Source organism: Dietzia sp. ANT_WB102 (genome assembly GCF_008369165.1).
Classification (GTDB): domain Bacteria; phylum Actinomycetota; class Actinomycetes; order Mycobacteriales; family Mycobacteriaceae; genus Dietzia.
In genome coordinates this window covers 313,509-340,338 of sequence record NZ_VOBA01000001.1, presented here as the reverse complement: position 1 = coordinate 340,338, position 26,830 = coordinate 313,509, and the positions used below count along the sequence as shown (strand labels likewise).

At 70.3% G+C, this 26,830-nt stretch carries 12 protein-coding genes; 6 read left to right on the top strand and 6 right to left on the bottom strand.

Translation table 11 applies throughout. The features are described from left to right. The first annotated feature begins 34 nt into the window (after nt 1–34). Nucleotides 35–5,086 carry a polyketide synthase Pks13 gene (pks13, locus tag FQ137_RS01545; RefSeq protein WP_149290828.1) on the top strand — a complete coding sequence of 1,684 codons (5,052 nt, stop codon included), beginning with the start codon at nt 35–37 and terminating at the stop codon, nt 5,084–5,086. Between the two features lie 56 nt (nt 5,087–5,142). After that, complete coding sequence (locus FQ137_RS01540) at nt 5,143–6,636, top strand: acyl-CoA carboxylase subunit beta (RefSeq protein ID WP_149292567.1); 1,494 nt, start codon at nt 5,143–5,145, stop codon at nt 6,634–6,636. Between the two features lie 570 nt (nt 6,637–7,206). Here FQ137_RS01540 and FQ137_RS01530 read toward each other — a convergent pair. The 6 genes from FQ137_RS01530 to FQ137_RS01505 all read right to left on the bottom strand — a co-directional run bounded on the left by FQ137_RS01530 (nt 7,207) and on the right by FQ137_RS01505 (nt 20,263). Further along, nucleotides 7,207–10,566 carry an arabinosyltransferase domain-containing protein gene (locus tag FQ137_RS01530; RefSeq protein ID WP_149290826.1) on the bottom strand — a complete coding sequence of 1,120 codons (3,360 nt, stop codon included), beginning with the start codon at nt 10,564–10,566 and terminating at the stop codon, nt 7,207–7,209. A 22-nt stretch (nt 10,567–10,588) separates the two neighbouring features. After that, nucleotides 10,589–13,990, bottom strand: a complete 3,402-nt coding sequence (locus FQ137_RS01525) for an arabinosyltransferase domain-containing protein (RefSeq protein WP_149290825.1) — start codon at nt 13,988–13,990, stop codon at nt 10,589–10,591. Between the two features lie 7 nt (nt 13,991–13,997). Next, on the bottom strand, nt 13,998–16,007 hold the full coding sequence (locus FQ137_RS01520) for an arabinofuranosyltransferase (protein WP_149290824.1): 2,010 nt from the start codon (nt 16,005–16,007) through the stop codon (nt 13,998–14,000). Nucleotides 16,008–16,009: 2 nt separating this feature from the next. Further along, nucleotides 16,010–16,771: a decaprenylphospho-beta-D-erythro-pentofuranosid-2-ulose 2-reductase gene (locus tag FQ137_RS01515; protein ID WP_149290823.1), complete on the bottom strand. Its 762-nt coding sequence runs from the start codon at nt 16,769–16,771 to the stop codon at nt 16,010–16,012. A gap of 374 nt (nt 16,772–17,145) precedes the next feature. Continuing rightward, a complete protein-coding gene (locus FQ137_RS01510; protein WP_149290822.1) occupies nt 17,146–18,594 on the bottom strand; it encodes an FAD-binding oxidoreductase in 1,449 nt (482 codons plus the stop codon). A gap of 274 nt (nt 18,595–18,868) precedes the next feature. Further along, on the bottom strand, nt 18,869–20,263 hold the full coding sequence (locus FQ137_RS01505; protein ID WP_149290821.1) for a lipase family protein: 1,395 nt from the start codon (nt 20,261–20,263) through the stop codon (nt 18,869–18,871). 591 nt (nt 20,264–20,854) lie between these two features. Here FQ137_RS01505 and FQ137_RS01495 point away from each other — a divergent pair. The 4 genes from FQ137_RS01495 (at nt 20,855) to FQ137_RS01480 (ending at nt 26,827) form a co-directional block, all read left to right on the top strand. Further along, nucleotides 20,855–21,379, top strand: coding sequence for a GtrA family protein (locus FQ137_RS01495; protein WP_149290819.1), 525 nt, complete (start codon nt 20,855–20,857; stop codon nt 21,377–21,379). Nucleotides 21,380–21,386: 7 nt separating this feature from the next. After that, entirely contained in the window at nt 21,387–23,480 is a 2,094-nt protein-coding gene (locus tag FQ137_RS01490; RefSeq protein WP_149290818.1) for a DUF6541 family protein, read from the top strand. Between the two features lie 36 nt (nt 23,481–23,516). Then, entirely contained in the window at nt 23,517–25,391 is a 1,875-nt protein-coding gene (locus FQ137_RS01485) for a glycosyltransferase (RefSeq protein WP_149290817.1), read from the top strand. A gap of 257 nt (nt 25,392–25,648) precedes the next feature. Continuing rightward, a complete protein-coding gene (locus FQ137_RS01480) occupies nt 25,649–26,827 on the top strand; it encodes a hypothetical protein (protein ID WP_255583321.1) in 1,179 nt (392 codons plus the stop codon). The last annotated feature ends 3 nt before the right edge of the window (nt 26,828–26,830 follow it).

Genomic DNA, 26,830 nt, shown 5'->3' with positions numbered 1-26,830 from the left:
ACCGGACGACACCCGAGGGAAAGGCGAGCCACGGATGGCACAGAGCGAGATGACGGTAGTTGAGCTCCGCGAATGGATGCGGGGTTGGGTCTGCCGGGCCACTGGGCTCGACCTCTCCAAGGTCACCGATGACCGCTCGCTGGAGGAGTACGGACTGTCGTCCCGCGACGCGGTCTCCCTGTCCGCCGACCTCGAGGACCTCATCGGCCGGCCACTCGACGCGACCGTCGCCTACCAGCACCCCACCATCGCCTCCCTGGCCGAGTACGTGGTCAACGGTCCGGTCGGGTCCGACGAGCCCACCGACTTCCACACGTTCCGTGACCGCGGGGCCGGCATGGAGTTCGATGTGGCCGTGATCGGGTTCGCGACCCGTTTCCCCGGCGGCGCCGACACCCCCGAGGCGACCTGGGACCTGCTGGCCTCCGGCCGCGACGCCACCACGCCCCGCCCGGCGACCCGCTGGGCGGAGTGGGCCGGCGACGCCTACGTGCAGCAGGTGCTCTCCGAGGCGCCCGATCGTGGTGGCTGGCTCGACGACTCGGAGGTGCGCGAGTTCGACGCCGAGTTCTTCGGCATGAGCCCCCGCGAGGCCGAGATGGTCGACCCGCAGCAGCGACTCGCCCTCGAACTCACCTGGGAGGCACTGGAGAACGCCCACCTCCCGGCCAGTGACCTCAAGGGCCGCGAAGTCGGCGTGTTCATGGGGTCTTCGTCAAGCGACTACCAGGTGTTCCTCACCTCCGATTCCGCCGCGGCCTCGCCGTACGCGGTCACGGGTGCCTCCAACTCGATCATCTCCAACCGGGTCTCGTACACGTTCGACTTCCGCGGTCCGTCCATGACCCTGGACACCGCCTGCTCGACGTCGCTGGTGGCGATCCACGAGGCCGTCAACTCCCTGAGGCTGCACGAATCGGACCTGGTGGTGGCCGGTGGCGTCAACATGATGCTCGCGCCCGCTGCGACCATGGGCTTTGCCAAGACCGGTGCAGCGCTGAGCCCGGACGGCCGCATCAAGGCGTTCTCGTCCGACGCCAACGGCATCTGCCGCTCGGAGGGCGGGGGAGTGTTCATCCTCAAGCGCCTCTCGGAGGCCGAACGCGACGGTAACGACATCCTCGCCGTCATCAAGGGGTCCGCCGTGAACTCGGACGGCCGCTCCAACGGGCTGACCGCGCCAAACCCCGACGCCCAGGTCGCGGTCCTGCGCCAGGCCTACGCCGACGCTGGCGTGGACCCGAGCGAGGTCGACTACATCGAGGCGCACGGCACCGGCACGATCCTCGGCGACCCCATCGAGGCCACTGCGCTGGGCCAGGTTCTCGGCCGCGGCCGAGACGCTGACCGTCCCACGCTGCTCGGGTCGGCCAAGACCAACTTCGGTCACATGGAGTCCGCCGCCGGCGCCGCCGGCCTGGCCAAGGTCATCCTCGGGATGAACAAGGACGCACTGCCGCCCACGATCAACTTCGCGGGCCCCAACCCGTACATCGACTTCGACGCCGCCCGGCTGAACGTTGTCACCGAGACCACGTCGTGGCCGCGCTACAGCGGGCGCGCCGTGGCCGGCATCTCCGGATTCGGCTTCGGTGGCACGAACGCCCACGTCGTGGTGGCCGAGTACCAGCCGGCGCAGGTGCGCACCGCCGCGGACGAGGCCGCCGTCACCGAGGCCGCCGGCACCGACACTGCCGGTGCCGGTGCCGGTGCCAGCGAGAGCTCCGCTCCCGGGACTCCGGCCGACGCGGATGACGTCGCCCGCTGTGTGGCCGAGGCCGTCGCGCGAAACGCCGACGAGCTCGCCACGACCGGCACCTCTGTGCCCGGTGCGCCCGCGACCGTCCTCGTGGTCTCCGGGTCGCTGCCGTCACGTCGTAAATCCACCGCCGGCCAGATCGCCGACTGGCTTGAGGCGCAGGACGACTCGGTGGACCTGGGCGCGGTCGCCCGGACCCTGGCCACCCGCAACCACGGTCGCTCGCGGGGGGCCGTTGTGGGTCACACCCGCGCCGAGCTCATCACGGGCCTGCGCGCGCTGGCGGCCGGTGATCCCGGGCCGGGCGTGTTCAGCGCCGATGCCCCCGCAGGTACCGGCGACGTATGGGTGTTCTCCGGTTTCGGTTCCCAGCACCGGAAGATGGCCAAGGAGCTCTACCTGTCCAACCCGCTGTTCGCCTCGTGCCTGGACGCGGTGGACGAGCTCATCGACTTCGAGGCCGGGTACCGGATCGCCGAGATCATCCTCGACGACTCCCAGACGTACGAGCTGGAGAACTCCCAGGTCGGCATCTTCGCCATCCAGGTGGCGCTGATCGACACGCTCAAGGCGCTCGGTGCCAAGCCGGAGGCCGTGATCGGGCACTCGATGGGAGAGGTGGCGGCCGCGTACGCCGCCGGTGGGCTCGGCCTCGAGGACGCGGTGCGCGTGATCTGCGTCCGCTCGCGCCTCATGGGCGATGCCGAGGGCCAGGTGTCGGACGCTGACGCCGGCGCGATGGCCCTGGTGGAGTACTCGGCGGAGGAGATCGCACAGATCATCGCCGACAACCCGCAGTTCGCCTCGATCGAGCCCGCCGTCTACGCCGCGCCCACACACACCACGGTCGGCGGGCGCGCCCAGCCCGTTGCCGACTTCGTGGCCTGGGTCGAGGAGCAGGGCAAGTTCGCCCGTCAGCTGCAGGTCCGCGGCGCCGGGCACACCTCGGACGTGGACATGCTGCTCGGGGAGCTGGCGGCGGAGATCGCCGGTCTGGAGCCCCACGAGCTCACCTCCGGCCTGTTCTCCTCGGTCGACCGCGAGACCTTCTACCGCGCCGGCCACGAGCCGGTCCACGCTGAGGCGTACTGGGTCAAGGGCATGCGCCACTCGGTGTGGTTCACGCACGCCGTGCGCAAGGCCGTAGAGGCCGGGTACGTCACATTCCTGGAGTTGGCCCCCAACCCGGTGGCGGCGATGTCGGTCGCAGCGACGTGCTTCGACGCGGGGCTCTTGGAGCCCAACCTCCTGCACGCGCTCAAGCGCAAGGAGTCCGAGGCTGACACGCTGCTCCACGCCATCGCGCAGCTGTACGTCCACGGGCACACCATCGACATGCCCAGCGTGGTGGAGATGATCCACGGCTATGTCACCGGCGCCGGCCGGTATGCGGCGGTGCCGGGTACCGCCTGGAAGCGTCGGACTCTGTGGCCCACTGTCACCGCTGGCGGCGGATCGGGCGAGGGCCGGATGCCGGGTTCGCACGTCGCACTGCCCGATGGCCGGCATGCTTGGCAGGTCCGCGCCGAGGTGGTGCCCAGCGTCGACGCGCTGATGACCGCCGCCGCGGCGTCGGTGCTCGAGGGGGCGACCCTCACCGCCGTCCACCGGCCCGGCGTCCTGCCGCCCTCCGGGTCCGTGACCACGACCATGACCCCGCACCCGGGTGGAGCGTCGGTGCAGGTCCACGCCCAGCCCGGCGACGCGTCCGCCGCGTTCGTGTTGGTCGCCGAGTGCGCGGTGACCGGCGGCGCCCCGATCGACCCGGACTCCGCGCCGGAGCAGCACTACGTGTCAACCGAGTCCGATGCGCCGGTGGTCGGTGACGACGAGGACGACGACGAGCTCGACAGTCGCTGGAACCCGGAGTCCGGTGAGCCGATCGGCGACCGACTGGCCCGGATCATCGGGTCGTCCATGGGGTACAGCCCCGATGACCTGCCGAGGGAGCTGCCGCTACTCGACCTCGGGCTGGATTCGCTCATGGCGGTGCGGATCAAGAACCGGGTAGAGCACGAGTTCGCGATCCCGCCGCTCGAGTTGCAGGCGATGCGCGACGCGTCACTGAACGACGTTGCGGACATGGTGACGTTCGCGGTCGAGCACCCCGAGGAGGTCGGCGATCTGGCCGCCCAGCAGGCCCGGGGCGAGGGCGCAGTGGACGTGGCCGCACTGCGCGGCGCTCCCGAATCGGGCACCGGTTCCGAACCGGGGGACGGCTCCGACGACGCCGCGGTCACCATCGCGCCGCGCGACGACACCGAGCGTATGGCGTTCGGTGCGTGGGCCGTGGTCACCGGCGCGGCTGCGCCAGGAGTGACCGGCGACCTGCCCCCGATCGACGAGACCACCCGAGCCACTCTCGCTGAGCGACTCTCGGAACGCTCGGGGGGCGATGTCACCGCCGATCAGGTAGCAGGGGCCGCGACGATCGCCGAGATCGCCGACCTGCTGCGCCCGTTCACCGAGGTCGCCGTGGAGGGCAACATCCGGGTGCTGGCCGAAGGGTCGGCCGAGCGGACCCCGCTGTTCTTGTTCCACGCCGCCGGCGGGTCGTCGTTCGTCTACGAGCCGCTGGTCGATCGCCTGGGCCCGGACACCCCTGTGTACGGCGTCGAGCGCGTCGAGGGACCGCTGGGCGAGCGCGCCGCGAGCTACCTGGACCGCATCCGCGAGATCGCGGCCGGCCGGCCCCTCGCGGTCGGTGGCTGGTCCTTCGGTGGCGCGTTGGCCGTGGAAGTGGCCCGGCAGTTGCGGGCCGCGGGCGACGAGGTCGCGCTGGTGGTCCTGCTGGATACCGTTCAGCCGTCGGAGCCGATCCCGGACAGCCTCGACGAGGCCGAGGCCAGGTGGCGCCGCTACTCGGAGTTCGCCAAGCGCACCTACGGGCTCGACGTGGAGGTGCCGAGGGATTTCCTGGCCGAGCACGGCGAGGACGGCGTTCTGGACATGCTGCTCGGCGCGCTGGGGGCCGAGGCCAACACCATGGGTGGCGGCGTTATCGAGCATCAGCGGGCCAGTTTCGTCGACAACCGGATCCTGCAGAGCGCGGACCTGTCTTCCTGGGCCGGTGTCGGCGCCGAGGTGCCGTTCGTGTTGTACCGGGCCGAGCGGATGCACGACGGCGCGATCGAACTCGAGCCGCGTTACGCGCACATCGACCCGGACGGTGGTTGGGCCGGGATCGTCGCCGATCTGGAGGTTGTCCAACTCGAGGGGGACCACCTCGCGATGGTCGACGAACCGGTGGTCGGTACGGTCGGTAGGCATCTGGCGCGTCGGCTCACCGAGCTCGACGCGGGTAGACGGAAGGGATCAGACGCGTGACGGCGAAGACCACCGCGGAGAAGCTCGCGGAACTGCGGGTCAAGACCGAGCAGGCCATGGACCCGGGTAGCGAGCGGGCCAAGGCTCGCCGCGATGCCGCGGGCCTGACTCCTCCCCGCGAGCGGATCGCGGAACTTCTCGACGCGGGTAGTTTCGTGGAGATGGGCCAGCTCGCCAAAGCCCCCGGCAGTCCGGACAACCCGTTCGGCGACGGAGTGGTGACCGGCCGCGGGACGATCGACGGCCGCCCGGTGGCCGTGTACGCCCACGACAACACGGTGTTCGGCGGGTCCGTGGGGGAGGCCTTCGGCAAGAAGGTCTGCGCCATCATGGACTTCGCCATCAAGGTCGGGTGCCCCATCATCGGCATCAATGATTCGGGCGGCGCCCGCGTCCAGGACGCCGTGACCTCGCTGGCCTACTACTCGGAGATCTCACGCCGACAGTACCCGGCGTCAGGTTACGTCCCCCAGATCTCGATCATGCTGGGCAAGTGCGCTGGCGGCGCCGTCTACGCCCCCGTGACCACTGACTTCGTGGTGGCGGTCCAGGACCAGGCGTACATGTTCGTCACCGGTCCGGACGTGATCAAGCAGGTCACCGGCGAGGAGATCTCCATGGAGGATCTCGGGTCGGCCCTGCAGCAGGCGAAGAACGGCAACGTCAACCATGTGGCCGTCAACGAACATGAAGCGTTCATGTACGTGCGTAACCTGCTGAGCTTCCTGCCATCCTCCGCGTCCGAAAAGGCTCCCCGGATCAACCCGGGCCTCGAGCCGGAGCCTACAGAGTCTGACCTGCAGCTCGACTCGATCATCCCCGACTCGGACAACGCCGCGTACGACATGCACGACGTGTTGATCCGGATGTTCGATGACGGGGAGTTCGTCGAGACGTCGGGCCAGTTCGCGCCCAACATGATTACCGGCTTCGCCCGGGTCGACGGCGAGCCGGTGGGTGTGGTCGCAAACCAGCCGCTGCACCTGTCTGGAGCGCTGGACATCGACGCCTCGGAGAAGGCCTCACGGTTCATGTCGATCTGCGACGCCTACTCGATTCCGATCGTCTACGTGGTGGACACTCCCGGATACCTTCCCGGCGTGCAGCAGGAGAAGCTCGGCATCATTCACCGTGGCGCCAAGATGGGCTTCGCGGTCGTCGCAGCTTCCGTTCCCAAGGTGACCTTCGTCGTGCGCAAGGCCTACGGAGGGGCGTATGCCGTGATGGGGTCCAAGAATCTCGGTGGCGACCTGAACTTCGCTTGGCCCACCGCACGTATCGCCGTGATGGGTGCCGAGGGCGCCGTCGACCTGCTGCAGCGCCGCCAGATCGAGGAGGCGGGCCCCGAAGAGGGTCCCAAACTGCGCAAGCAGCTGATCGACATGTACAACGAGTTCATCGCGACCCCATATACCGCCGCCGAGCGTGGCTACATCGACGCGGTGATCGAGCCATCCCAGACCCGTCTGGTGCTCCGCGGCGCGCTGAATCAGCTGCGCGACAAGATCCGCAACGAGTCCCCGAGAAAGCACCCGATCGCCCCGATGTGATCCACGCGGGCGGGGCCCGCCACCCGGCTGACAGTCGAGAGCCCCGCCCGTGCCGCGCATACGTGCCCGCCCCGGGCCCATGCTGGCCGGCCGGCCCGGCCATGCCCGCTCACCGCCGTCGGGGTGGGCAATCGGGCAGCGCGCCGTGTCCTGGTTACGCTGCCTCATTGACCTGCGCGCCCAGTGTGGTCCATTCCCGCAGCGGACCCCCTCTATTCGTGTGCAAAGAGGACGCATAAGCCAGAGGGACAGCGTGGCTGGGGCCGGGTGCGCTGCGTCCATGCACGCGGCGGGGGCAAACGAGGGGCCGACGGGGGCCGGGGCCCGGGGCGGAGCTGGGGCAGGGCGGGGTGGGCGAGTGGTGCGAAGGACCAGACGAGGAAAGGGCCCGCCGTCGGCTTCTGCCATCGGCGGGCCCTGCCCTACCCCTTCACTGCCCCTATCTCGGCACCGCCCCTACCCCTGCCGCGGGTGCCGGCTCGGGCCCGGGTGCCGGCTCGGGCCCGGGTGCCGGCTCGGGCCCGGGTGCCGGCTCGGGCCCGGGTGCGGGCGCGGGCACCGGCTTGTACGTCACTCCGGGTCGGTCACCAGAATTGGCCCCTCGGGCTGCCACCAGCCCCAGCGGGTCTCGGTCGAGGTTGTCACCTCGGCAGGCCTCGGCGGATCATCCTGGTAGGTGCCCAGCGGGGCGTATGCCTCGATCGAACCCCAATCGCGGTTCCAGTCATGGCGCAGGTACGACGGGATCGTACGAGCACGCTGAGCGGTCTCGACCCAGCCGAGCGGGCCACCGGCCTCGTAGGACATCCACGTACTGGTGGCGCTGACGGCAAGCGGACGGTCCGGCATGATCCGGAACTCCGGGAGCTCGGCGACGCCGGCGTAGTGCGCGAACGGCCGCTGACACGGGAACTGCAGGCTCACGGCCCAGTCCAGCAGGACCGGCGACTCCGACCCGACCATCTCCTGGAGCGTCACGAGCTCGGGCGCGCGCGGCGGCGTGATGGCTGCCCACTGCTCGGGGGTGAGGTCGTTGTCGTCGACCCGCACCCGCATGACATCCGCGTCGGTGGGGGCGTCCTTCATGTCCACCCGCAGGTTTCGCCACGTGGGAGCGGGACCGATGTCGAACGGCACGATCGGCTCGCCGACCGTCTCGACCCCGGCGTCTCCGGACCGGCCGAACTCGACCACGACCTCCTGGCCGTACTTGTAGATGCCGTCCGAGTCATAGCGGCCGATCCGGCCCGCCGCCGAGATGACGAGCAGTGGGTGGGACTCCCGGTTCTCGGGAAGTCGGTACCAGCCCGTCTCCAGGCTCGCCTCACGCTGCGGACCTGTGAGGAACGAGCCGAGAACCGGGGTGGTAGCCGGGTCGAGCCCGAACGGGAGGGCCACCGTGGACTCGTTGACGCCCTCCGCCCCACGTCCGCCGCCGGTGCCGGCGCTCTCACCGGTGTTGACCGACGGGCCGCCGCCGGGATCGGTGGAGGTGTTGGCCGCGCCGGGATCCGCAACCACCGCGTCGGCGGAGAGATCCGGGGCGACGCCGTCAGGTGTGAACGCGGTGTTCTCTCCGGCCTCGAGAGCCGTTGCACGGTCCTGGGGCCTGATCGACCCGTCGGGCAGCGGGGTGGCGCCGAGTGGGTCCAGCATGCCTGCGTTGGCATCCGGTTCGACCAGGACGCGGTCGGCGAGCATGCAGGGGTTACCCGCAATCGCGGACAGGTTACCGGCAGCGATCGTGTAGGCCGGGTACTGCTTGACGATGCCCTTGGCGAAAGAGGCGATCGAGAAGACCACCAGCAGGCCCGCGACCACGGCGATGGGAGCGGCGGCGAAGGTCCGCACCCGGCGACGGCCCTCGGAGGTCCGGGGCGTCGGGTCGCCGGTGTAGTCGCGTCGGAGGTGCTGCCATCCCGCGAAGGCGAAGGTGAGCACGGCCAGCGCGAGCAGCACGGTGGCAGCGTCGATGCCACGGATGCTGGGTGCCTTGTCCCACCACGGGAGCCCGTAGCTGGAGACGTACCACCAACCGTTGGGTCCGGCGAACGCCAGCGCGACGACCACGAGGATCACGCCGAGGAACAGTGTGCGGTTGCGGGCCGTCCGGACGGCGGACGCGGAGATCGCGAGGGCACCGAGTGCGGCGATCGCCGCGCCGATGCCGGCGTAGACCCCGAAGTGGTGGGTCCACTTGGTCGGCGAGAACATCATGAAGAAGGCGGTGCCCACGACCACGCCGACCAGACGCCAGACGGGACCTGAGGCGGCACCGGGAACCTTGCCGCGCCGCAGCAGCGTGCCGATCACAAGGATCAGGCACAGCAGCACCAGCAGAACCGGCAGGCGGCGCGCGAGGGAGCCGTCCACCGTGGGGATCATCAGGTAGTAGTAGCGGACGAATTCCTCGAACCAGTTCAGGTTGGGGCCGATCTCACCGCGGACGCGGATGGCCTCGAGGACCGCGGCGAGGCTCTGGACGCCGAACACGACGATCAGCACCATGGTGCCAGCGGCCGCCACCGGAGCGACCAGTGCGAGGTACGAACCGATCCGGCGGCCGCGCACCACCACGGTCCGCACGACCGCGCGCAAGCCCATGATGAGTGCTGCGACAGCCATCAGACCGGTCGGGCCGGTGGCCAGGGAGAACGAGGCAATGATCACCGCGATGGCGAACGGCAGCATCCGGCGCGTGGCTATCGCCCGTTCGACGGAGACCCACGTGAGCAGCGCCCCTAGCGCGATGGCGGGCTCGGGCCGCAGGCCGTTGTTGAACGCCATCCAAAAGGCGAGGAATACGGCGGCGGCGCTCCACACCACGACCGGCGTCGTGCGCGCGGCCCGGCCGAGTCGAGGCAGGACCTCACGGCTGATGACGAGCCAGCAGAGGATGGCCGCCACGAGCGCGGGAAGTCGCATCCACGGGCTGGCGGTGGAGACCTGCGAGAACAGAGTGAGCAGGTCGTAGTAGGGGGAGCCGAAGGGCGACTCGGGGACCCCGTACCAGCGGTAGTAGTTGGCCATGTAGCCGGCCGGGTCGGCGGCGCGGGCCATCGAGAGGATGTAACCGTCGTCGGAGGTGTTTCCGCCGATGATGTGCCAGACGAGAAGTGTGCCGATCACCGCGAAGTCGGGCGGTCGGATCCGGAACCAGCCGCGCGGCAGGAAACGACGGGCGCGTCGGCCGTCGGTCTGATCGAGGCCGTGCAGGGCCCACAGGGCCACGGCGGTGGCCAGCAGGCCGACCACGATCGCTGCCCACTTCAGGGCGGTGGGATCGGTGGTGAACCGGGAGTCGACCTCCACGGTGACGTCGAGGTCGGCGGGCACGGCGGTAGCGGAGGGGAGGTCCGTGTATACCCCCACCACCATCGGGCGTAGGTCGTCGGCGTCGACCCGGCGGGCGGCGCCGTCGATCCCTTGGAAGTCGGCCTCCACGTAGGTGGGGGCGGCCACCACGCGCAGTTGTGTGCAGTCGCCAGCCTCGACACGATCACGTGGTGCGGAGACGATCACCCGGTTGCGGGAGACCACGTCGACCGTGTCGGCGGACGCCCGCACGAACAGCGCCCGGTCGCCGGCCTCCTTGCCACCGGGCGGCGCGGTCGACAGCAGGACCCCGCCTGCCTCCGGCAGATCGGCGACCAGTGCGCACGGCACGGTCGCCGTGAATCGCTGAGGGGAGTGCGCCATGAGCGGGGCGGTGACCGAGTCGACGGACCCGTTCTGTGGCCACTGCACCGTGGACGTTGTCTGCGCGACCGGCAGGAACGGCAGGGACAGGAAGCACAGTGTGCCCAGGATTCCGCTGACGATGGCGATGAGTCGGAGGCGTCCGACGCGGGCGTCGGCGGCTATCGAGCCGGCGACCGGCCCGATAGCCGGGGGAGTTTCCGGGGACGGGGCCGGCGAGGAGTCTGACACGACGACCGATTCTAGGCGACGATCACTTCATCGGACCCGGCGTGGTCCAGCCCCACTGCAACTGACTCCCGCGGAGGAGCTCGGCGGGGCGCGCCGCCGGGTCGAGGGGTTCGAACCGCTGGAGCGAACCCCAGTCGCGAGACCAGTCATGGTCGAGGTAGGTGGGGACCGTGACCGCCTCGACCGTCTGCGTGGTCCACAACAGTGGGCCGCCACCGCCCGCGCTCTGCCACCAGTTCGCGGCAGAGGACGATTCCCGGTCGGCGAGGATGCGGTACCGGGGAATCTCGGCCACGCCACCGTTGTGCACGAACGGCCGCTGGCACGGGAAGGCAAGCGCCACAACCCAGTCGACGAGCACCGGGTCGGTGTGGCCGACGACCTCGTCGAGAGTACGTAGTCGCGGGTTCCGTGGCGGGGTCACGGCGAGCCACCAGTCGGGGTCGAGGTTGCCGTCTTCGGCGACCACGCGGACGACCTCTGCCTCGGCGGGGATCGACTCGAGCGGGATCCGCAGGTTGCGCCACGCGGGGGCAGGTCCGATGTCGATGGGGGGCATGGAGCCCATGACCTCGAAATCGGTGGGCCCGGTGGCGCCGACCCGGCCCGGCCGACCGTACTCGATCCTCAGATCACCGTTCGCGACACGACCGGCGGCGGCCATGACGAGCAGCGGCCGGTTGGGACTGCGGGTGGGGAGCTGGTACCAGGCACTGGTGAGCTCGGCCGCGACCTGGGGTCCGCGACGGTACGAGCCGAGGACAGGGGTGGTATCCGGGTCGAGGCCGAAGGGCAGGGCCACTGTGGATCCGTTGACGGTGACGGCGCCGCGGCCGCCGGTGGTGCCGACGTCGACGCCGTCGCCGGGGTCCCGCTCGCCGGTCTCGGACGTCGCCAGGGTGCCCGAGGCTTCGGTGCTCTCGACGGTGATGGAATCGGGCAGTCCGTTGGGGGCGAAGCCGTTGACGACGCCGGCGCCGAGGGATATCTCCGGTCCGGCGCCGATGGCGCTGAGCAGACCGTCATTGGAGTCCTCCTCGACCAGCACCGAGTCGGCGAGCGCGCACGGCTGGCCGGCCAGGGCGCGCATGTTGCTGCGTCCGACGGTGTAGGCGGGGGTCTGGGCGAACACGGCTGTGACCGCGGAGAACAGCTCGAAGACCACCACGGAGAATGCCACCACGGTCAGAGGGGCGCCGTCGATCCCGGTACGCAGGCGTGGGCGCGTCGTGGCCCCGGAGCCCCCGTCCCGCCGTCGCGAGGCTGGGGTGTCGGCGTGCGTGCGAAGGAACGGCACCGCGCGCCTGATGCGCACCCGGAGGGCGGCGCCGGGGTCGTCGGGCAGGATCCCGGAGTGGATGAGCCCGGCGATGAGCAGGCACACGAACCCGCCGATGAAGGCGACGTACTGGACCTGGACCCCGCCGATGGCGGGGAATGAGTCGGAGAAGGGGATGCCGTAGTCGGAGACGTACCACCAGGTGTTGTCAGTGGCGGTGGACAGACCGACGACGAGGCACAGCGCTGCCCACACCAGCCAGCGATTCCGGCTCAGCGACACCGTCGAGGAACGCAGCGCGATGACAGCCAGCACGGCCAGCGCGCCCGCCAGCCCGGCGAAAACCCCGAAGTGGTGGGTCCACTTGGTGGGGGTGAACACCAGGAACAGCAGCGATCCCGCGATCACACCGAGCAGTCGGCGGGATGGCCCGGCAGCTGCACCGGGGATCCGGCCGCGCCGCAGCATCACCGCGGAGACCAGTATCAGGCACATGAGCATGAGCAGGACGGGGAAGCGTCGGGCCACGCCACCATCGGCGGAGACCCCGAATAGCGCCTCCCAGCGTTCCTTCTCCCCGTACCAGGGCAGGCTCGGACCGAGATCGGTGCGGATCCGGGTGGCCTCGAGGACGGCGGCTAGCGTCTGGTCTGCGAACACGGTGTAGAGCAGCGCCAGACCCACGGCAAGCACGGGGCCCAGGATCGGCGCCCAGCCCACCACCTGCGCGCGGCGGCGCGCCATGCGGACGAACTCGCGCGCGCCCGCGGCCAGCGCCGCCACACACATCAGCCCGGTGGGGCCGGCTCCGAGGGAGAACGCGGCCACGCCGATCGCCGCGGCGCCCGGCACGAGTCGGCGGGTGGCGATGGACCGCTCCACCAGCGACCAGGTGAGCAGGGCGCCCAGCGCGATGATCGGCTCGGGTCGCAAGCCGTTGTTGAAGGCCATCCAGAACGCGAGGAACACGGCGGCGCCCGTCCAACGCGGGCCGCGCCAGGTGCGGGCGAGACGGCCGAGCCGGGGGACGACCTCTCGGCTGATGATGAGCCACGACAGGATGCCGCACACCAGGGTGGGAAGCCGCATCCACGGGCTGGCCGTGGAGATCTCGGCGAACATCCGCAGGATCTCGTAGTACCACCCCACCGGGGACTCTGGGGAACCGAGCCAGCGATAGTAGTTGGCCATGTACCCGCTTGGTCCGGCGGAGCGAGCCATGGTGAGCAGGTATCCGTCGTCGGAGGTGTTGGCGCCTACGAGATGCCAGAAGCTCAGGACGCCGATCACCACACCGTCGACCCCGGACAACCGCGACCACGACCGTGGCACGAACCGCCGACCGGAACGCCCGTCGATACCGTCGAGACGGTGCAGGAACACGATGGACGCGATGGTCGCCAGAACGCCGATCGCCATGAGAACCTGCTTGAGCAGGGTGGGGCTGGAGGAGTAGCGGGAGTCGACCGTCACCTCCACTGTCGACTCGCCCAGCCCGTCCGGTGCGTCCGCGGCGGTCAGGTCGGTGAACACGCCGGTGACCTGCGGCCGCATGGCCCCGGGAACAGCGGCGCGCACGGCGTCGTCGGCGTCGTTCGGGTTGCGGTCGAGGCCGGTGAACTCGGCCACGAGGATCCCGGTTTCAGCGCGGACGTGCAGGGTCTCGCAGGCGGGATCGCGCAACGTCGACAGGGGTACGGAGAGCAACGTGAGGTTGCGGACCGCCACCTCGATGACGGGGTCGCCTGCCGCGTCGTTCGCCCGCTGGACCACCAACCCGTCGGAGATCCGCCCGGGGGCGCCCTTGGGCAGGGTCGAGAACACGATGGTGTTCTCCGGCACCTGCGAGAGCGGCCCGCAGGGGGCGGTGATGGTCAGGTCGAGGGGCCGCCCTGAAACCAGTGGCGCGGTGACGGAGGCGTAGTCGGGTCCGGCGGTCCACTGCACTCGCGTGGTGTCCTGGTTGACCGGCAACACCCCGGCGAGGATCGCCAGGAACGCACCGAGGAACCCGGTGATGATCGCCCACCGGCGGTCGCGGTCCATGCCCGGGTAGGGGTGCAGACCGAGGGGGCGCTCATGATCGCTGTCGCGCACCTCGTCGTCGTCGCCCCGTGTCACGGTTCCCGCCTCCCACCTCGTCATCGCCTGATCACCGCACCACGATCACGGCGAACGGTCCCGCGTCGTGGACCTCGAAGTGGGGACCTTCCACGGCCTCGACGGGAATGGTGACACCGAACCGTCGGACATTGGGGTCGTTGGGGTAGGTGTCTTCGGCAAGCCGCAACGCGTACCCGTCGCCCGTCGGGCGGGCGACGATCGCGTCGGGGCCGCGCCACGGGGTCTCGTCCATCATGGCGCGCAACTCGGCGCCGCTGGTCGCATCCTGCCACCGGATCATGGATTCGTTGCGGTCGGCGTAGCGGCCCAGAGGGTTGGCGTAATGGGAGGTGACAGCCTGATAGGCCAGGTACGGGTGGTAGGCGAGGAAGGCGTCGGCGGTGCTGACGACGACGAGGTCTGTCCGGTCGCGGCCCGGGAATGCCTCCCGGATCACCTCGTCGACCTCGGCGTAGTGGGACTCGGGCCCGGGCGGGTAGCGGTCCGCGCGCTCACCGAAACCGTCGGTATCCGTGTAGGCGAGCCGGATCTCGTCGTGCAGGTGATCGGGGATGCCCTGCGCGTGGGCGAGTGCGGCCAGGGCTGCCACGACGCCCACCACCGCGGTGGCCCGGCGACGACGATTGGCCGCCTCCGCGGCGGGGCGCTCCACCCCGTCCTGTCGCCCGGCCGCCCGCACGGCGAACCCGGCGACGTCGGCAACAGCGAAGACCCCCGCGACGACCAGTAGCAGGATGAGCACCGGCTCTAGGCGAAAGCCCAGCATGGTGGTGCCCAGCACGGTGACCGCCATCGAGGCCAGGCACCACAGGTAGACGGCGACCACACCCAGGCCCAGGGCCTGTGCACGGCGCGAGGTCCACGCGCGGGCGACGATCCACACCAGACCGGCCAGGCAGACCCAGCCGGTGAGGCCACCTGCGGTCATGGGCAGCGGCAGGCGGGCGCCGGCGTCGGGCAGGTAATGCATGGCGGTCCCGGAGTCCGCGGGCGCCCCGCGCAGCGCGGCGAGCAGGTAGGGCGCCCATACGATGAGCGCGATCACGATGGAGCCGAGCCCGATCGCTGCGAGTCGGGCCGCCGGCAGCCAGAGCGGGACGACGTACCTGGACCGCGGCGCTCCGCCGCCCCGGTCCGCACGCGGGACGTCACCGTGGGGGGCGTTCCCCTGGCCAGCGCGGTAATTGCGCAGAAACGCGGCGACGGTCGAGACCAGCGCCATCAGCACGACGGTCCCCGCTGCCAGGCCCGTGTAGAGGGTGTAGGTGCTGGCCGAGACTCCCAGGAACAGGGTGGTCGCGAGGGTCGCCCTACGACCGGCGTGCAGTGCGGTGGGGTTGACGGCGTGCCAGGCGAGGATGAGCACCGGCGGGAGGAACAGTGCGACGATCGCGCCGTAGGGCTCGGGACTGCCGTAGGCGAGCATGATCGAAGTCGAGGCCAGTCCCACCGCGGCACCGAGATCGGTGCGGAGCAGGCGGGTCCACAGCACCGTCACCAGCGCGGCGGCGATCGCCAGCGAGAGGATGGACCACGGCTTGAAGGCCGCCCAGCCCTCGAGGCCGGCGAGGGTGGCGAAGCGTCCACCCAGCCAGAACCAGCCCGACGGGTAGAACGACGGCAGGTCGGCGTACGCCATGTCGGGCAGGCCGAGCGAGGTGGCGGAGCGGCCGAGGAACTGGGTGCGGAACTCCTGGTCCACGCTCACGCCGTGCAGGTACAGGCGTGAGGCGGCCAGCGGGATGCCCAGCGTCGCCGCCACGAGCAACGCCGAGCCGGTGGGCGCCGCGAGCGTGCCCAGACGAACCAGCGCGGGCCGACCTCCCGGCCGCTCGCCCGAGCGGGCAGCGAGGATCCCGAGTACGACCAGGGCGATCGCGGCGACCTGGCCGACCACCGTCAGCGCCCGCAGGACGTTCGAGTTGCCGTAGGCGGGGAACGAGACCAGGGAGAAACCGGCGAGGACGACAGCGGTGACCACGGCGGCCAGCAGCGTCGCCGCGCCGGCCAGGCCGACACCCCGGAGCGCCACCGGCATCCCTAGAAGGGGAGCTTGCGGAAGATGGGGCGCGGTACGTGAGTGAGCACGGCCATGACCCCGCCGAACGCCGCGGGCGCGAAGACCGCGCCCTTGCCGGCACCTGAGTTCTTCACCGCGATGCGGGCGACCTCTTCCTTGTTGATCGTCAGCGGCGCCTCCTTGACATGCGCTGACATGCGCGTGCGGACCTGGCCGGGGCGGATGACCAGGACGTCCACCCCATGCTCGGCGAGCGCGTACCCGAGGCCGGTGTAGAAGGAGTCCAGCCCCGCCTTGGTGGAGCCGTAGACGAAGTTGGATCGGCGTGCCCGCAGGCCGGCGGCCGAGCTCATGGCGATGATTCGGCCGTAGCCCTGCGCTTTCATCCGCTCCGCCAGGAGGACGCCCACCGACACCGCGCCGGTGTAGTTGATCTGCGCGATCTGGACTGCCTTGCGCTGGTCGGACCAGAGTTCCTCGTTCTCACCGAGCAGGCCGAACGCGACGATCGCCACGTCCACGTCCCCACCGGCGAAGATCTGCTCGAACGCGGCCGGGTGGGAGTCGGTGGCGGCGGCGTCGAAGTCGACCACCTCGACCAAGTTCGCGCCGGCGGCCGTCATCTCGGCGCGCGCGTCCTCGACGCCCGGGTCGCCGGGCAGGCAGGCGAGGATCACGCGCATCGGGCCCTGCTGCAGGTACTCGGCGCAGATGGCTAGACCGATCTCCGAGGTACCACCGAGTAGGAGCAGGGTCTGGGGGACGCCGACGGCATTGATCATGGGCAGGAGTCTACCGAGGGGGTCCGACGACGCCGCGCGGTCACGGGGTGACGGCGCATTCACTCGGTGCGGCGTGCCGGCGGGGGCCGCTGCGTGGTGGCGCGGCGGCGTGGCGGAGGGTCCGACCTTCTCGGTCTCCGCTCCCACACCATGGAGGGTGGGGTGGTGACGATCAGAGCGAACGCGGCGACGGTGGTGCGGAGGATCATCGTGGGCTCCCGGCTCGGTGCCCCGGGCGACCCTCGTCGTCTGGGGTGCGGACCAGTGTCACCCCGGCATGAGGGTCGTGTGAAGCCCCCGCCTGGAGGCCCCTGCGCGGGGGACCGTGCGCGGGGGACGGGACAGAGCGGCTCGGGCCCGTACTCCCCGCCCCGTCAGAGCAGTTCGAGCCGACGGCCCATGTCGGAGACGAACACACCGTTGGGGTCGATGCCGCGGCGGGTGGCGATCCACGAGTCGATCTGCGGATACATGGCGTGGAAGCGCTCGGCCGGCACCCGGGAATCCTTGGCCGTGTACAGCCGACCGCCCATCGACATGACCTTGGCATCAAGTTCATTGACGAACGCGTTGAGGCGACCGTTGATGGGGAAGTCGACGCAGACGTTCCACCCCTCCATCGGGAACGACAGCGGCGCCTCGTTCCCCGGCCCGAAGAGCTTGAAGACGTTGAGGAACGAGTAGTGGCCGGAACGCTGGATGTCGCCGATGATCTCCTTGAAACCCTCGACTTCGCCGGGCGGGACGATGAACTGGTACTGCAGGAACCCCTTGGATCCGTAGGCCCGGTTCCACTCCGAGAACAGGTCGAGCATGTGATAAAACGCCGGCAGCGTCTTGATCTGGTTCCGGGACGTTCCGCCGAGCCGGTAGTACACCTCGCCGATGGGTCCAAAGGTGTACTTGTTCGCCAACCCGTTGGGGAAGATGTCCGGGAAGGTGATGAGCGGCTTGGCATCCATCGCCAATGGGTTCTTCGCCAGCTTCGGCGCGTACTCCTCGAGCTGGGCCAGGGTGGCCAGTGACCCGCGGGAGACGGCAGCCCGGCCGAGCTTCGGTGGCGCACTGATGGCGTCGAACCAGGCGGAGGAATAGGTGTATTTCGACTCGGAACCGTCGGTGTGCAGAGCGATCGTCTCGTCGAGCGAGCCGGTCTGATCGGAGTCGGCCAGGAAGAAGGCCGTCTCGGTGCGGGTCATCGCGATCCACACCTTGAGGATGACGCCCGTCAGACCGTTGCCACCTACCGTGGCCCAGAACAGGGTGCCCTCCGGGTCGTCGGCGGTACCGCCCGGCTCCAGCGTGAGCACCCGGCCGTCGGCGACGAGCAGTTCCATGCGCGTGACGTGGTTGCCGAACGATCCGGCGGAGTGGTGGTTCTTTCCGTGGACGTCGTGGCCGATCGCGCCGCCGACGGTGACCTGCCGGGTACCGGGTAGCACCGGGACCCACAGGCCGAACGGCAGCGCCGCGCGCATGAGTTGGTCCAGGTTCACGCCCGCGTCCACCACGGCCAGTGCCTTTTCGGCGTTGAGTTCGTGGATGCGGTTGAACAGGCTCATGTCCAGCACCAGGCCGCCGGAGTTCTGGGCACTGTCGCCGTACGAGCGGCCGAGCCCGCGGGCGACTACTCCGCGCTGCAGGTGTGCCGGGGCGGAGGCGTTGGCATCGTTGACCGCCGCGACGGCTGCGGAGATCTCCTCCACCGAGCGCGGGGTGAGGACGTGGCTCATCGCAGGGGAGGTACGACCCCAGCCGGTGAGGCGCTTGAGTTCGGTGTCCAGGGAGGACTGGGCCGGGGCGGAGTTCTGGGCGGTGCTCACGTGGTCGAGGTTACCGCTCGTTGACATCGGATCCACCCTGTGACGGTCTCGGCGTGACGCCCGCAACGTCCGCTCGTAGCGATCGGAACAGCCCGGCGCGGCGTTCGTGACGGTCCGTCGTCGCCTGCGCAGGGGCCGCTGGCTGCGTTGATGTGCAGTCGGCCAGCGAATCTCGTCCCGGATGCGTGGTGATTCTGACCCGCGCGTCCTTGGTGGTCCCTTCCGGCGGCGCAACCGGACCATCTGCGTACAAAGGGGGAGCGCAAGCCGAGCGCTAGCGGCAGCCGGCGGTGAACGGCACGCCGCGGGCGCGGGCGTCGACCCAGTCGAGCGCCGGCCCCACCGCCGTGTACGCAGCGAGGATGTGCTCGCCGGGCACGGGCGTGTACTCGACGTCTGCGCCGGCTGCGCACCATTCGTCCGCCAGTCGCCGGGCTGTCCGCTCGGGGACGAACAGGTCCCCGGGGCCCTGCTCCGAGCCCGGGCCCGGGCCGATCGGCGCGAGGGCATCCCCGTGCCACACCTGGATCGGACTGGTCGGCACCTCACGCGGGTCCGCGCCGTGCACAGGGTCGGCGGTGCCCAGCCGGTTTCGGGCTAGGACCTTCAACACGGTCGGGTCGGTGCGCGGATCGGTGGTGGTCAGCATCGCCAGTGGGACGGGAATCAGTCCAGCCGCGGTGTTCGCGGCGGCGCACGTGTCGCGCAGACCATGGGCGGCCACGTCGCCGGTGTCGTTGAGCAGCGCGTACAGCTCGGGGTACTCGCGGGCGATCCCCAGGACCGCGGCCCGGTAGAGCCCGGAGGCGACATTGCCGTCCATCGTGTCGAACAGTTCCGCGTAGTCGGCGGGAACACCGCCCACCGACGACCCCACCAGGACCCCGGTCAGTTCGGGCGCGTAGACCGGCTGCAGCTGGGCGGCCCAGCCAGTGGCGATGCCGCCGCCGGAATACCCGACCTGCACGACCCGCGAGTCGGCGAACAGCGGACCGGTGTCCCCGGGCGCGACGAAGGCGCGGGCCGCGCGAATCCCGTCGAGGACGGCCCGGCCATTGGCGCGGCCCGCCGCATACGCTGCCTTCGGGCCCTGGAAGTCGGTCACGACCAGGCCGTATCCGCGGTCGGCGAGGATCTGCAGGAACGGCGGCAGTTCGAGGTTGAACTCGCGCGGCAGGACGTGCGACGGCATGCATGTCAGGCCGAGGGAGTCGATCGTGGCGTTGAACGACACCAGCGGTCGCGGGCCGGGACCGGTCCAGGGAGTGGCCGGCTCGATGACGGTGGAGACGATCTGCTGAGACCGGTCGTGGGAGTCCGTGCTCTGGACCAGCAGCTGCCAGCCCCGTCCGAAGTTTCGCACGTTGTGCGGCGGGATCGTCACCGGACGCGAGTCGAGAATCGTCCCCGGAGCGGTGGCGGGAGCGAGCGGAGGTGGCGACGAGTACCAGGGGTCCGGTGACGGGCTGGGTAGGTATCGCTCGGGGGTGCGCTCGTGCGCCGGGGCCGGCCGGAACACTGCCAGCGCATCCGGCAGCGCGACGGGGGAGGGCCCGGTTGCGGGACCGGACGTCGCCACGGCCGAGGGGACCCCGCCGAACAGGCAGGCCAGTGAGACGACTGCCGCGGCGACTGCGCGGCACGGACGGAGGGGGCACCGCGACCTCATGTGCGTACGGTATCGCGCCAGACGGTCGGCGCCACTCATTGCCAACACGGCAACCCCGCCAACACGGCAACCCGGCCAACCCCGCCAAGCCGCCCCGCCGACCCGCCCGGTTGACTCCGGGTCTGTCTCAGGCGGAACCGCGGGTGGTCGACGTGGGAAGGACGACGCGACCGGTGGGTGTGTACGACGGCGAGGCCAGGCGACGATTCGGCTCGCGCAGCGGTGAGGACGGCGGGATGGCTCGACCGGTCGGCGTGTACGAGAACGCGGTCGGCGCGTTGTCCACAAAGGGGTTGCAGAGATGCGACGTGGGATTGCTGCTGGTCGGAAAGGAGCGGGAACCTGACACGCCGCCGACGGTCCGACCAGAAGCGCGCTGGTGTGCACGCGGTTGGAAAACTATTGCACCCGCACCCGGGGCGGAATCTTGCCGGCCTCCAGAGGATCGATTGAATGCAGGATGTGGTCCGCCGGGCCGGCGTAGACGGTGATGAATGCGTTCCGGGCGGATGGGTGCCACCCGGGCGCGGGCGGCGTCACTCGCGGCGGTGGGTCGCACCACCTGTCGGGCCGGCGCACTACCCTGGCCGGGTGACGACATCCAGCGGCAGACCCGCACACCACGAGTCGGCGGACCCGCCGGAGGATTCCGTCCTCGACTCCCTTCGCGGCGCCGTCGACCCGCTGGAGCCGCGGCACGAGTCCGATCCGGCCGCACCGACCGATCTGAAAACGCAGGTCATCCGGTTCTTCCTCACCGGCGTCCTGTCGGCGATCGTCGACTACGGCCTGCTGCAGCTGCTCATGCTCGCGGGCCTCGGCCACGGTGCGGCCAAGGCGCTGTCGTTCGTGGCGGGCACGCTCACCGCGTACGCCCTCAACCGACGCTGGACGTTCCAGGCGGAGCCGTCGCGGGCCCGCTTCGCGGCCACGATGGGCCTGTACGCCGTGATGTTCGGCGTCCAGTGGGGCCTGTTCATGGTGCTGGTGCCCATTTTCGAGGATCAGAACTGGGGCACGTTCTGGGCCACGACCGTCGGATACGTGATCGCGCAGGGTGTTGCGACGGTCACCAACTTCATCGTCCAGCGGACCGTGATCTTCCGGGTGCGGTGAGGCGGCTGTGACTGCCGCAGTGGTGTCGGTTCTTCTCGCCCTCGCGCTGCTCTATGTGCCGGGCGTCCTGGTGGCGGCGGTGTTCCGTCAGAACCGTGTCGTAGTGCTGACGGTAGCGCCTGCCCTGACGTTCGCGGTGGTCTCCGTCGGTGCCATGGCCACCACCGCGGTCAACGTGCGCTGGACCCCGGCGGCCGTTGCGCTGTGGACCGTGCTCGTGGTGGCAACGGCCGCTGTCGTGTCCATCTTGCTGACGGTGGTCGAGCGGCGCCGGGCACTCCTCGGCCAGGTTCACCGGACGAACGAGCCCAGCCGCTCGTCGTCGTCGCCGTCGGGACGTCCGCCGTTGACCGCGGCAACGACCGCGGTTACCACCGCGGTTACCACCGCGGTTACGACACGTGCTCGGGTGCTGGCCGGCGTCGTGATCGTGGTCAGCGCAGTCGCGGGGGCCGCGCAGATCGTCGTCGCGAGTGATCGACTTACCCGCCCGCTGCAGTTCTGGGACGCGGTCTTTCACGGGGTCGCGGTGAGATACATCGCCGACACCGGCAAGGCCAGCCCGTTCTCGCTGGCCGGGGCGGCTCAGCCCGCCAACCAGGACTACTACTATCCGGACGTCTACCACGCGATCGGCGCGCTGCTGCTCCAACTGCCCGGCCAGGAGATGCCGGGAGTGCTCTCGGCGCTCTCCGCGGCCACCGTTGTCGTCTTCGTGCTCGGGTCCGCCGCCGTCGCCGCGCGGCTCGGCGGCGGGCCGGTCGGCGTCGCCGTGACGGCAGTCGCTGCCGCCACCACCTGGACGTTCCCGTTCGGGCGACTCAACTGGGGTCCGGTACTGCCGTACGCGTTCGGCGTCGCGGCGATCTCGGGCGCCTTGGTCCTCGGGATCGCGGTCGTCCGCGCACGCACGGTGTCCGCGCGGCACGCGTTGCTGCTCGGGGCCGTGATGACAGGTCTGCTGGCGGTGCATCCCTCCGTGGGCGTGGGCGCGGGGATCATGCTGGGGCTGCTCCTAGTGTGCGCGCGGCAGGGAGCCAGGATTCCGGCTCTGCTCACCTTGGCCGCCGCGGCCGTCGTCGCGCTCGTACTGTTCCTTCCCCAGATCGCCCTCAGCGCGGGCGGATCCGTGGCGGGATTTCGCTGGCCCAAGACGTACTCGTTGCTCCGGGTCGCCCAGGAGTACTTCGAGGTGACCAAGTCCGCCCCGGCATCTGTGCTCTGGTGGCTCATCCTGGCGGCCGGGGTGGTGGCTGTGGTGCGGGCACGGTCCCGGGCGGGACTCGCGCTGGCTGTCTCCGCTGCGCTGTTCACCGCGGTATTCGTGCTGGCCTACACGGTCAGTGCGGACTGGGCGCACCTGTTCACCGCCGTCTGGTGGGACGACGCCAACCGTCTCGCGGCGCTGGTGATGGTGGCGGCCACCCCGCTGGTTGGGGTCGGTGCGGCGACCCTCGCGCGGGCGGTGGGGGCCCGCGGCGAGTCGTGGTCGTGGACAGCGGGAGTCGTCGCCGTGGTGGTGGCGGCCGGGGTGTGCGTCCACGCCGACCTCGGCACCCAGCGGGTCCTCACATCGGCAGTTTACGGCGACGGGCCGGCCGTCACTCCCGGTGAAGCGGAGCTGTTCGCCGAGCTCGACGACCGGTATGTGGGGGGATTGGTCCTCGGCGACCCTTCCGACGGTTCGAGTTGGATCTACACGTTGTACGGGATCCCCGTCGTGATTCCTGCCCCGCTTGCGGAGGACCCGGCGGCCCAGGTCGGGGAGCCGCGGATGCTGCTCTACACGTCGATGAACCGGTACGGGTTCGAACCGGCTGTCACCATGACGGTTCGCGACCTGGACGTGCGGTGGGTCGTGGTCGGCTCCGGCGTCATCGGCGGCCCGGGCCGCCCGCCTGGTTTCGAGGGGTTGGGTCTCAACCCCCATCTCGAACTCGTCGCCGCCACCGACGATGCCCGGTTGTACCGCGTTATGCCCGTGGGTGCGCATCCGCCGGCGCCGCCGCCGGAGGGGATCCCCGCGGTGGTGCCGCCGATCGCCGAGGGCGTCGACTCGCTCGACGTGGTCGGGGGCCCGACCCGGCCGGGCGAGCCCTGACGCCGGTGGCCCCGCCGCGCCACTAGCCTGGTGTCCATGGCTTCCGAGAGCATCGCCGACACGCGCCCAGCGGCCGACCCGGACGGGGACACCGAGCGGGACCTGCTGCTCCAGCGCTCGCTGTTCTCCGGTCCGCTCCGGTGGGTCAACGACGACCTGTACTCGCGGGTCCTGCGCGGCGTGGCCCGCCGCACCCGCCGTGAGCTGCACCTCCAGGTCGGTGCCGTCGTGGACATCAACACCTACTTTGGCCGGTTCGAAGCGTCCTACTGGCAGCGGTGGACCTCCGTCAGCGAGGTGACCGTCCGGGTGTCGGTGGAGGCCGCCGGGCAGGTGGACGTTCTGGTCCGCGCTTCCGACATCGGTTCCCACGTGCGGACGGTCGACGTGGTCCACCACCACGGTGACGGCATGGCTGTGCTGCACGTGCCGGTGGACACGTTCACCGACGGCGGCGCGATGTGGCTGGAATTCCACGCGGTCGACGCGCCGGCGACGGTCTCGGATGTGGAGTGGAGTACGACGACGACGAGGCCCGCCCGTCGCGCCGCCGTGGCCATCTGCACGTTCAACCGGGCGGATGACTGTGCGGCAACGGTCGACTCGCTGGCGTCGGATCCCCTCGTCGCGGACCTCATCGACGATCTCTATGTCACGGACCAGGGCACCGACCTGGTGGAGACCCGCGGACAGTTCCGGCACGCGGTGGAGGAGTTCGGCGACCGGCTGCATTACCTGCGTCAGCCCAACCTCGGTGGTGCCGGCGGCTTCAGTCGCGGGCTGTTCGAGGCCACGGCGCCGGACGCCCCGGGGCCGGTGGACGTGCTGCTCATGGACGACGACGTCCGTGTGGAGCCGGAGACTGTGCTGCGGCTGTTCGCGTTTGCGGCCGTCACCCGTGAACCGATGCTGGTCGGCGCCCAGATGCTCTATCTGTTCAATCCTGACTACCTGCTGGTTTCGGCCGAGCGCACGCAGCTCGACGAGTTGAAGGGTGGGTTGGACGCCGACGAGTTCGCGCTGCGCGACGAGTCGGTGGTGGCCAACCGGCAGGAACGGCGGATCGACGCCGAGTACAACGCGTGGTGGTCTTGCCTCATCCCCGGCGAGGCCGTGGAGCGCGTCGGTCTCCCCATGCCGTACTTTTTCCAGTGGGATGACATCGAATACGGCCTGCGGTGCCGGCAGGCGGGGATGCCCACCTGCACTCTGCAGGGCGCGGCCGTGTGGCACGCCGACTTCTATTGGAAGGACGGCGACGATTTCGGTCAGTTCTTTTCCCTGCGGAATTCGCTGACGACCGCCGCCGTCAGGCAGGGGATCGACCCGAAAAATATGGCCAAGACACTCGGCCGAAATGTCCTGCGCGCGGTGGTGGCGATGCAGTACGGGCTGGCCGCCACTCGCTTACGCGGGATCGAGGCGTTCCTCGACGGACCCGGCGGATCCCACGGCGTCGGCGACGGCGGGCAGGCCGCGTTGGCCGCGATCCGCGCCGAGCGCGCGGAGTACCCGGAGACTGCCAAGCTGGGGGTAGAGACCCTTCCCGCCGGGATCGGTGTGCAGCGCAAGGTCGGGATCCCGCGGGACGACCGCGAGGATCAGGTGTTGGCCAAGCGGCTGCTCATGCAGAAGCTGGGTCGACAGCGCCGCGGCGTGGTGGCGATCCCGTACGAGGATGCCGCCTGGTGGCACGTTTCTCTGTTCGACGAGGTGTACGTCACCGATGCCTCGCAGTCCGGGGTGCACCACCGAAAGGTGGATCCCGCGCGCGCCGCCGACTTGCAGAAGCGCCTCGCCTCGCTGCTCGTCCGGTTCGTCCGGGAGGCCCCGGCCGCCCAGAAGCGGTGGCGTGCCGCGCAGGCCGAACTGACCACGCGGGAGAACTGGGCGCGCCTCTACGGGGTGTAGCCCCCGCCTCGCGCGCCCGGCCCGCAACCCGGCCATGCACGGCCCCAGTGGAGTCACTCCGTCAGCGTGGCGTGCGAACTGTCCTGCAAGAACGCTGCACGCAGTGACTCCACAAGGGCGGTTTCTTCCGTGGGCTTCCAGCGGAGGCGGATATGCGGCCCGCAGAGTTCTCCACAGCGCGGCGTATTCCACAAAACGGGTCACCTGGGGCGCTCGAGGGGGAGTTCCGGGCGGCGGCGTGGCGCAGAGTGGTCGGCATGAACTCACCAGCCCCGAGCCGCGCACACACGACCACCCGACCCGCCACCGGCGTAGAGCACGCCATGAGGGCTGAACCCGCCAAGGGCGCCGAGCGCACCACCACGGCAGAGCCCGAAGCCGGCGCAGAGCCCGAAGCCGGCGCAGAGCCCGCCGACGTCGCAGAACTCGCCGACCTCGCCGGACTGCCGCCCGGCCCGTTGACCGCTGCCGAGCTCGCGGCCGCGGTGCCGAATCCCGCCGGTCGCCTGCGGTACCGCAGGATCTGGCACGGCATGTATCGCCGCGAGGACCAGCCCGACGATCTCCGGCTGCGCAGCGAGGCGCTGGCGAGAACCTGGCCAGAGGGAGTTCTGCGCGGGCGCAGCGCTGCCCTGCTGTGGGGTGACGACACGGCACCGGCGGACGCGCAACCCGAAATCTGGCTGCCGTCGACGCGGAGGTCGTGCCCGGGACGGGTGTACCGCTACGGCTCGATGCCCTCCTCGGCCGTCACGGAGATCGCCGGGTTGAGGGTCACGACTCCGCTGCGCACCTGCCGGGACCTGGCCGGAGATGTGAGTTTCGAGGACGCGGTGCTTTCGGTGGAGCGGCTGTGTGCGATGGTGCCCGAACTGCCGGGCCAGCTGAGGGGAGCGGCCGATCATCCGGTCGGGCGCGGGGCGACGACGTTCCGCGCGGTGATCCGGGCCGCGGAACCCCGCTCGGGATCCGCAGCATCGACCCGCGCCCGCCTCGAGCTCGCCGCAGCCGGGTGCGGAACCTTCGGGCACGGGCACACCGTCCGGATGGGCCATTACACCGTCGAACTGCCGCTCGCCGATCCGATGGCCCGGTGCGTGGTGTTCACGCCCGGAGGGGGCCCGCTCGCGCGCGGACGGTCCGCAGAGCGCTATCGGGTGCGCCTTCAGCGGGCCGGGTGGACTGTGATCGATGTCAGAGGCCCGGCCGCGCGCACAGCCACGGCCACGCCCGGGGCCCGTATCGCCCCTGACATGGCTGTGTCTTCCAGTGCTCCCGTTCCCTACGCGCCCATGGAGACCGGGGTTTCCGGTGCGACCTGCCATCGCGCTGCGGCCGTGCTGCAGTCGCGCTGGCCGTCGACGGAGGTCCGGTTCCCGGTGCGCGATGACGGCGCGGCGGATCCCCACGGGATGTGGTCTGGCGGGGGATGGTGAGAC

Bases quoted from the DNA above. Each gene is read 5' to 3' on its own strand.
- FQ137_RS01525 (WP_149290825.1), bottom strand. From the start codon at position 13,990: ATGACGAGGTGGGAGGCGGGAACCGTGACACGGGGCGACGACGACGAG.
- pks13 (WP_149290828.1), top strand. From the start codon at position 35: ATGGCACAGAGCGAGATGACGGTAGTTGAGCTCCGCGAATGGATGCGG.
- FQ137_RS01515 (WP_149290823.1), bottom strand. From the start codon at position 16,771: ATGATCAATGCCGTCGGCGTCCCCCAGACCCTGCTCCTACTCGGTGGT.
- FQ137_RS01540 (WP_149292567.1), top strand. From the start codon at position 5,143: ATGGACCCGGGTAGCGAGCGGGCCAAGGCTCGCCGCGATGCCGCGGGC.
- FQ137_RS01485 (WP_149290817.1), top strand. From the start codon at position 23,517: ATGGCTTCCGAGAGCATCGCCGACACGCGCCCAGCGGCCGACCCGGAC.
- FQ137_RS01520 (WP_149290824.1), bottom strand. From the start codon at position 16,007: ATGCCGGTGGCGCTCCGGGGTGTCGGCCTGGCCGGCGCGGCGACGCTG.
- FQ137_RS01480 (WP_255583321.1), top strand. From the start codon at position 25,649: ATGAACTCACCAGCCCCGAGCCGCGCACACACGACCACCCGACCCGCC.
- FQ137_RS01505 (WP_149290821.1), bottom strand. From the start codon at position 20,263: ATGAGGTCGCGGTGCCCCCTCCGTCCGTGCCGCGCAGTCGCCGCGGCA.